We start from the raw sequence: 7,372 nt of genomic DNA, 5'->3' as shown, positions 1-7,372 counted from the left end.
TCGGCGGTTCGGTTTCGGTGGCGTCGAACGAATAGTTCGAATCGGTCTCGAAGATGCGGGGCTTCTTGGCACAGCCGCCGTCGGTCTGGACGTTGATGACTTCCTTGTTGTCGCGCGTCAGCGCCAGCGAGACCTGGCAGCGGAAATATTCCGAGGTCCTGGTGTTGAAGAGATAGGTGTAGGACTTGCAGGTCGCCGTGTTCAGCTTGCCCGGGGCAAGGCCGCGGCTGCACGAAATGCGCTGGTTATGGCTAAGTTGATAGTCATCTGCCCAGGCTGCAAGCGCCAGCGCCGGCATCGACACGACGGCAGCCCAGCAAAGCTTGATCACATGGCGCATTCGAATCATCCCTACCGATAATTTTGTCGAGTTGCGTTCTAGACGGAAAGCGGAACATAGTCGCGAGGGGACCAAGGGAAAATCACAAGCTGCTGGGCAAGACGTGATGCGCTGCGGCGCTTTCGCGAGTTGACCGGGACACGGCGTTCGTGATTTGTTCAATCCTGGAATGTCCCGACCGTGGGAGGATGGGATGACGGCATTTTCAATGGCATTTCCAATCAAGACATTTGCAATCGCCGCGGCGCTCGGCACCTTCGCAGGGCCGACGTTTGCGCAAAGCGTAGCGACGCCGTGGGAGCTCAAGCCGGACATGGGCTACGCCTATGACCGGGAAGGCAAGACCTACTCCTACAAGATGGGCACCAGCAATGCCGGCGAACTCTTTAAGGGCGCCAAGAAGGTGCCGAAGGGCACGCTGTTCTTCATCGGCCAGAACGGCCAGCTCTACATGCGCAGCGGCCCGTATCTGGAAGGCGACGGCAAGTTCAAGTTCGGGCCGGATCAGTAGGTGTGGGGCTAGCGGCCGAAGGTGCCGCCTCACCCTCGGTGTCATCGTCCGCGAAGGCGGACGATCCAGCATTCCAGAGGCCATTGGGATCCAGACGAGAAGCCGTGGCGTACTGGATGCCCCGGTCAAGCCGGGGCATGACCGCGTTGGATAGCAGGACAAGCTAAAACGCCCCCGCCAGCTCCCTTGCGCCGGGTTTGCCGCTGTTCACGTCCATGCGCTCGTCCGTCACCCGCAGCAGCTTCGCCACCGTGTTGTGGCGGATCGCGACCGGGTTGCGCTCATAGCCGCCGCGCTGGAAGAAGTTCGAGGTCGGCACCTGCTCGCGCATCGCCTGCGGCATCGTCACCATGTCGAGGCCGGTGCCGTCGCCGGTGAGGTTCATCATCTCGAGTTCGGCGGCGGAGAGCGGGCGGGTGTGGCCCTTGGCGCGGGCAAAATGCACCGAGGTCAAGAGCTTGTGGGTTTGCAGCATCGGCCCGATGTCGACGTCGAGCACCATCGCGTGCATGGCCCAGCCTTGGGGCGTGCTGCCCATTTTCTCGTGCTCCGACCAGGTGTCGGGCACCGACTTCGCGTGGGCCACCATTTTCTTGAGGACACCGAGCTTGTGCTCGAGCGCATGCCGCGCCGGCCCCGACGTTTTCGTCACCTTCTCCGAAAGCGCGCGGATCAGTTCATGCCCCTGCTCGGCCAGCAGCTCGACGCTGTTGGTGGTGAGCAGCTGGTTGTAGCCCATCGCGGTCGAGATCGCGCGCTTGCCGCCGTGCTCGATGCCGGCCTGCACGTCGTAACTGCCGGTGCCGCCGGTCTCGAACGCATAGACCCGCACCGCCTGCTCGCGCGTCAGGCCGTGGGCCAACGCGTAGCGCGCATAGGCGCGCTTGAACTCGAGCTCGCTGGACGGGCGCTGCGGCGTGAAGTGGTAGAGCTCCTGCGCCGCGCGCAGGAAATCGGTGACGACGGGGATCGGCTTGCGGGGCGGCCGGTCCGGCGTTTCCTCCGGCTCCGGGTTCACCGGCCGCTTCGGTCCATTGTAGAGCGGCGGATGCTCCAGCACGTAATCGTCGAGCGTGACCTGCTGCCCGCTGCGCCGCTTGGCGTTGCGGCCGCGACGCTTCTCGGAGATCTGGCTCCAATAGGCGCTGGCCTCGGCGTCGAAGGCGGCACGCGCCGCCGGGTATTCCGCAAGCTTGCGGCGATATTCGAGCACGGCGGGCGAGGCGCCCGCGCCTTGCGCGAACAATTGCGGCAGCAGCTGGGCCTCGGCGTCGCGGACGGCCGGCGTGATCAGGACGAGCGCAAGTGGAACCAGCGCCAATGTATTTCGAATCGAATGATGCATGCTGCCCTCTTAGCAGGCATCCGGTAACCGTCACGTTAACGAGCCGTTTACCATCTCATTTCCAGGCGAACACCGGCTGTTCCAGATCGGTGACGCGGGTGTGCCGCCCCGCCAGCACCTCGCGGAACTGATAGATCAGCGCCGCTGTCGGCGCGTGGATCAGGCTCATCTGGTGATGAAAGCGGATGACGCGGCGCGCGCTCTCGGGGATCGCGACGAAATCGAAAGCGTCCTCGCGCTCGATCGTGGCGAGCGCGATGCGATGGACGGAAGCGACTTCGTCGGGATTCGGCCTGATCGCAGTGCTGTCGGCGGCCCAGACCACGACGGGAGTGATCAGATAGCCGGAGCGGGTCGGATAGTCGTCGAGCGTGCCGAGCACGTCCGCATCCGTCAGGCGAAGGCCAAGCTCCTCGTCGAGCTCGCGCAGCGCCGCCTCGATCGGCGTTTCGCCATGATCGCAGCGGCCGCCCGGCAACGCCCATTGACCGCCATGCGCACGCAGATGCGAGGCGCGCAGCGTGAGCAGTAGCGCCGTGTCGTCGCCTTCGCCTGCTGCGGTCAGCGCGACCGCCACCGCGGCACGCTTCAACGCCGCCGGCGCAGCGCCCTCCGGCAAGCGCGCGAAGGCGGTGCAGGCTGCCGCGATATTCCGCCGTGTGGCATCGTCGAACGGTCTCATGATGCTTGACTACACCACGTCCCGCCTCGATGAAACGAGAACGCAAGCACAGGAATGGACGAGATGACCAACAAGACCGCCGCAAGGCTGAAATCGGAGGGCTGGCGCATCCTGGACACCACCGGCTTCCTGCACCTGATCGGCCCCTTGTGGGAGCGCGAGGTCGATGGCCATTACGAGTTCGCGCTCGCGACCGAAGACAAGCACCACAACCGCCGCGGCATGGTCCAGGGCGGCGTGATGATGACGTTTGCCGACCGGACCTGTGGCATGACCGCCCGCTACGTCTCCGGCAAGGAGTATTTGGCGACGGTGCAGCTCGACACCCATTTCGTCGAAGCCGGCCAGATCGGCGACCTCCTGATCTCCCGTCCCCGCGTGGTGCGCTCGACGCGGAGCCTGATCTTCATGAGCACGGAGGTGACGGTGGACGACCGCTGCGTGGTGATGGCGAACGGCGTGTTCAAGATCCTGAAGGGGCCGGGGTAGCTGACGGCGAGCCAGGGACCGCCCACCGCATCCTCCGTCGTCGTCCCCGCGAAGGCGGGGACCCATAACCCCAGGGAGTAGTTGCCACACATGTTGCTAACTCCGAGTCTTCGCCAAACAACTCCCTGTGGCTATGGGTCCCGGATCCGCGCTCCGCTTCGCTATGCTGGTCCGGGACGACAAGAAGAGACGGCATTGCTGGATCGCGCTGTGCTCGCAATGACGAGATGACGCGACTATGCTGCTGTCCGAAACGCACCGAGGATCCGCCTATGCAATACCGTCAGCTCGGCCGCAGCGGCCTGAAGGTGTCGCCGATTTGTCTCGGCACCATGATGTTCGGCGGTCCCACCGATGAGGCCACCTCGAAGCGGATCATCGACAAGGCACGCGGCGCCGGCATCAACTTCATCGACACCGCAGACGCCTATTCGAAAGGTCTGTCCGAGGAGGTCGTCGGACGCGCGATCGGCGGCAATCGCGACGCCTGGGTGCTCGCGACCAAGCTCGCCAATCCCATGGGCGACGATCCCAACCGCGGTGGCCTGTCGCGGCGTTGGGTGTTGCAGGCCGCGGACGAAAGCCTGAGGCGCCTCGGCACCGACCACATCGACATCTACTATCTGCACAAGGAGGACCACGCCACGCCGCTCGAGGAGACAGTGCGCGCGATGGGCGACCTGATCCGCGCGGGCAAGGTGCGCTATTTCGGCGTTTCCAACTACCGCGCCTGGCGCGTTGCCGAGATCTGCAACATCTGCGACCGGCTCGGCATCGACCGGCCTGCGGTGAGCCAGCCCTACTACAACGCCATGAACCGCATGCCGGAGGTCGAGCACTTCCCGGCCTGTAGCTATTACGGCCTCGGCATCGTGCCCTATAGCCCCTTGGCGCGCGGCGTGCTTACCGGCAAGTACAAGCCGGACGCGGCGCCCGACAAGGAGACCCGCGCGGGCCGCAATGACACCCGCATGATGCAGACCGAATGGCGGCCGGAATCGCTCCGACTCGCGCAGGAGATCAAAACCCACGCCGAGAAGAAAGGCATCACCGCCGGCCAGTTCGCGGTGGCCTGGGTGCTGAACTCCGCCTTCGTCTCGTCGGTGATCGCGGGTCCCCGCACCGGGGAGCAATGGGACGGCTACATCGGCGCGCTCGACTATCGCTTCACCGCCGAGGACGAGGCGCTGATCGACCGCCTGGTCGTGCCGGGCCATCCCTCGACACCGGGCTACAACGATCCCGCCTACCCGATCGAAGGGCGGCGGGCGCGGACGGTCAGCTTCTAGTCGAGCTTTGGATGACGGACAAAATGTTCAAGCGATGCGACACTGCATTGCAGTGTAGCGAGCTCAACGAAGCACGTTCTAAATCCTTGACAACTTGAACAGCTACTCGCGATGGTTGCGCGTAGATTGCTATCATTTCATCTGGACCAACTACATGATTGCTCCACAAGCAGAGCCTATTGTTCAAGCGCCTCTTTACGCACCCTATTCCGAGGTTGCCTACGCCATTCGTCTGCTTAATGGTGAGCCTGTTCAACGGGTACGCGATATGATCAGCGCAATTGCCGACCAAACGGGGACACCACAAAATCCTGTCGATTGGTCCGATCCCGACACTTGGATCGGAGAGCGCCTTTCTGGCGACCTGCAAAACTTGGCCCGAAAGATTTGGGAAGGGAGCGGCAAAGAACTGAATCCTCGCTACCTGAGAGGGTGCTATCTCTTTATCAACAGAATGAGACTCTTGGATCGGGTTGGGGGCGTTTATCAGCTTAGCGAGAGGGGACAGAGATTCTTAGCGGGGGACGAGTCCACTCTTCGCGAACTTGATGCAGCGGAAGGTATCCCCAAACTACTTTCGCTCGTTGCTGAGCGCTCTCCGTGCAAAAGAGGGGACATTCTTCCAGCCTGGGCTGATTATCTAAAGGCCGTTTCACTATTTACGACGCCAAAGAATTTTGCTGACACCCTTCGGCGTAGGCTGATTGCGATGGCCGAACGTAGCTTGATCACTCGTGAAGGAAATTATTATGCGATCACCGAAACTGGATTGCGTTGGCTGAAAGGCTTCTCCCACCCAATAGAAGCTAGCATAGCCAGCACGACGCCTTCCTCAAAGCGCACTACAGTTGCGGAAGCTGCTCATGCACACAATGAAGAGCAATTGATTGCATTTCGAGCCCGCCTGATGCAGTTGGAGCCAACTCAATTTGAGCACTTCGTTAAAGAACTGCTTGATGCAATGGACTATGAAGACGTCCGCGTCACAAAGGTCAGCGGTGACAAGGGCGTTGATGTGGTTGCTCGCGTTCAGTTTGGCATAACGGAAATAACCGAGGTTGTGCAGGTCAAGCGCACCGAAAATACGATCACTCGCCCTAAGGTCGACGAACTGCGAGGAGCGCTCCCATATTTTAAGCCATTCGCGGCACAATTATCAGCCTTGGCGGCTTCGCAAGAGGTGCGCAAGAGGGGGCTCTATTTATCGGAGCCGCACCAATAACTCTAATTGACGGGAAACGCCTTCTTGATCTCTGTATAAAGCATCAAGTTGGTGTTCGGCGCAGTCCTGTTGAAATATACGAAATTGACGAAGCCTTCTTCGCAGAGAAGTTTGCTCAAGAAGACGTCGAAGAGGGAGGCCCAATCGTCGGCAACATCGACGATGCATAGGTAAGTCAAATGGGCTTTGAAGACCGCTATGGCCTGCTGCTCTCCACCTCCTCGCACGAGGCGGCGGCCGCCTATCGCGACGGCATCGACCTCATGCTCGCGGGCTGGACGGGCACGGCGGAGATGCTGGAGCGAGCGATTGCGGCCGACCCCGACTTCGCGCTTCCCCATATCGCCCGCGCTCGCGTGCATGCCTTCTATCAACAGGGCGACCTGGCACGGCAGAAGGCCGCGCTCGCGCGAGAGCTGGTGGCGAGGCGCGGCTCGATGCGCGAGCGCTCGCATGTCGAGACGCTGGCGCTCGCGATCGAGGGCCGGCTGCCCGAAGCGATCGCAGCTATGTCGAAGCACATCGACGCATGGCCGCGCGATGCGGTGGTGCTGTCGCTGCCGCTCGGCGCGTTCGGCCTGTTCGCCTTCTCCGGCATGGCCGACCATGATCGCGCCCGTCACGAGCTGTGCGAGCGCGTTGCGCAGCATTACGGCGAGGACTGGTGGTTCCTCACCATGTCCGGCTGGGCGATGACGGAGAACGGCGACGTCGTGCGCGGCCGCGCCGTGACCGAGCGCGGCTTCAACCTGCGCCGGCAGAACGCCCACGCCGCGCACGCGGTGCTGCATGCGATGTTCGAGGATGGATCGATCGAGGCGGCCGATCGCCTCGTCGACGAATGGATCCCGACTTACGACCGCGACGGAATCCTGCACGGCCACATTCGCTGGCACCAGGCGCTCGGCGCCCTCGAACACGGCGATGCGGCGCGGGCGCTTGCGATCTACGCCGACGTGCTTCAGCCGTCGGTCACGCAGGCGCCGCCGCTCAACGCGGTCACGGACAGCGCCTCGCTGCTATGGCGCCTGTCGGCTTACGGCCACGCCGTGCCGAAGGCGCTGTGGGTCGAGGCCGATGCCGCCGCGCAACGACTGTTTCCAAAATCGAGCCTGTCCTTTGCGGACGTGCACATGGCGCTGTTCGCGGCCGCGACACAGAACCGCGAGGCGCTGGCGGGGCGCCTTGCGGTGATCGAGCAGCGGCTCGCCGACGGCAAGCTGCCGGCCGGCCCGGTGGTGCCGGCGATCTGCCGCGCGCTCGCGGCCTTCGCCGACGAAGATTACGTCTCGTGCGTGCAAGCGCTCGCGCCGGTTCTCGGTGAGGTCGTGCGGATCGGCGGCAGCCATGCCCAGCGCGAGCTGATCGAGGACACCTATATCGTCGCGCTGATGCGAAGCGGCGAGCTGCCCCGCGCCCGCGCCCTGCTGGACGCCCGCCTGCACCGCCGGCCGTCGCTTCGCGACACGCGCTGGCAGACGGCGATGGGCTAGC

The 7,372-nt window shown here is 63.2% G+C and carries 7 protein-coding genes and 1 pseudogene; 5 read left to right on the top strand and 3 right to left on the bottom strand.

The window, feature by feature from the left end:
• Positions 1–340: pseudogene (locus JHD07_RS19370) on the bottom strand (hypothetical protein); the annotation flags it as partial.
• Positions 341–548: 208 nt separating this feature from the next.
• On the opposite strand from JHD07_RS19370, the gene JHD07_RS19365 reads away from it, so the two are divergent.
• Positions 549–851 (top strand): hypothetical protein, encoded by a 303-nt coding sequence (locus JHD07_RS19365; protein WP_291624750.1) that lies wholly within the window; start codon positions 549–551, stop codon positions 849–851.
• A gap of 163 nt (positions 852–1,014) precedes the next feature.
• On the opposite strand, the gene JHD07_RS19360 is transcribed toward JHD07_RS19365, so the two are convergent.
• Complete coding sequence (locus JHD07_RS19360) at positions 1,015–2,196, bottom strand: hypothetical protein (protein WP_291624744.1); 1,182 nt, start codon at positions 2,194–2,196, stop codon at positions 1,015–1,017.
• Between the two features lie 55 nt (positions 2,197–2,251).
• Positions 2,252–2,878, bottom strand: coding sequence for a CoA pyrophosphatase (locus tag JHD07_RS19355; protein ID WP_291624743.1), 627 nt, complete (start codon positions 2,876–2,878; stop codon positions 2,252–2,254).
• A 63-nt stretch (positions 2,879–2,941) separates the two neighbouring features.
• On the opposite strand from JHD07_RS19355, the gene JHD07_RS19350 reads away from it, so the two are divergent.
• The 4 genes from JHD07_RS19350 (at position 2,942) to JHD07_RS19335 (ending at position 7,371) form a co-directional block, all read left to right on the top strand.
• Positions 2,942–3,367, top strand: coding sequence for a PaaI family thioesterase (locus tag JHD07_RS19350; protein ID WP_291624742.1), 426 nt, complete (start codon positions 2,942–2,944; stop codon positions 3,365–3,367).
• A gap of 272 nt (positions 3,368–3,639) precedes the next feature.
• The gene (locus tag JHD07_RS19345) at positions 3,640–4,656 is read left to right on the top strand and encodes an aldo/keto reductase (protein ID WP_291624741.1); all 1,017 of its coding nucleotides are present in this window, start codon (positions 3,640–3,642) and stop codon (positions 4,654–4,656) included.
• A 154-nt stretch (positions 4,657–4,810) separates the two neighbouring features.
• Positions 4,811–5,878, top strand: coding sequence for a restriction endonuclease (locus tag JHD07_RS19340; RefSeq protein WP_291624740.1), 1,068 nt, complete (start codon positions 4,811–4,813; stop codon positions 5,876–5,878).
• A 179-nt stretch (positions 5,879–6,057) separates the two neighbouring features.
• On the top strand, positions 6,058–7,371 hold the full coding sequence (locus JHD07_RS19335) for a tetratricopeptide repeat protein (RefSeq protein ID WP_291624739.1): 1,314 nt from the start codon (positions 6,058–6,060) through the stop codon (positions 7,369–7,371).
• Position 7,372: the final 1 nt, after the last annotated feature.

Origin of the sequence: Bradyrhizobium sp. (assembly GCF_016462955.1) — a bacterium.
Taxonomy (GTDB): domain Bacteria; phylum Pseudomonadota; class Alphaproteobacteria; order Rhizobiales; family Xanthobacteraceae; genus Bradyrhizobium.
This window is presented reverse-complemented; position numbering and strand designations above follow the sequence as displayed.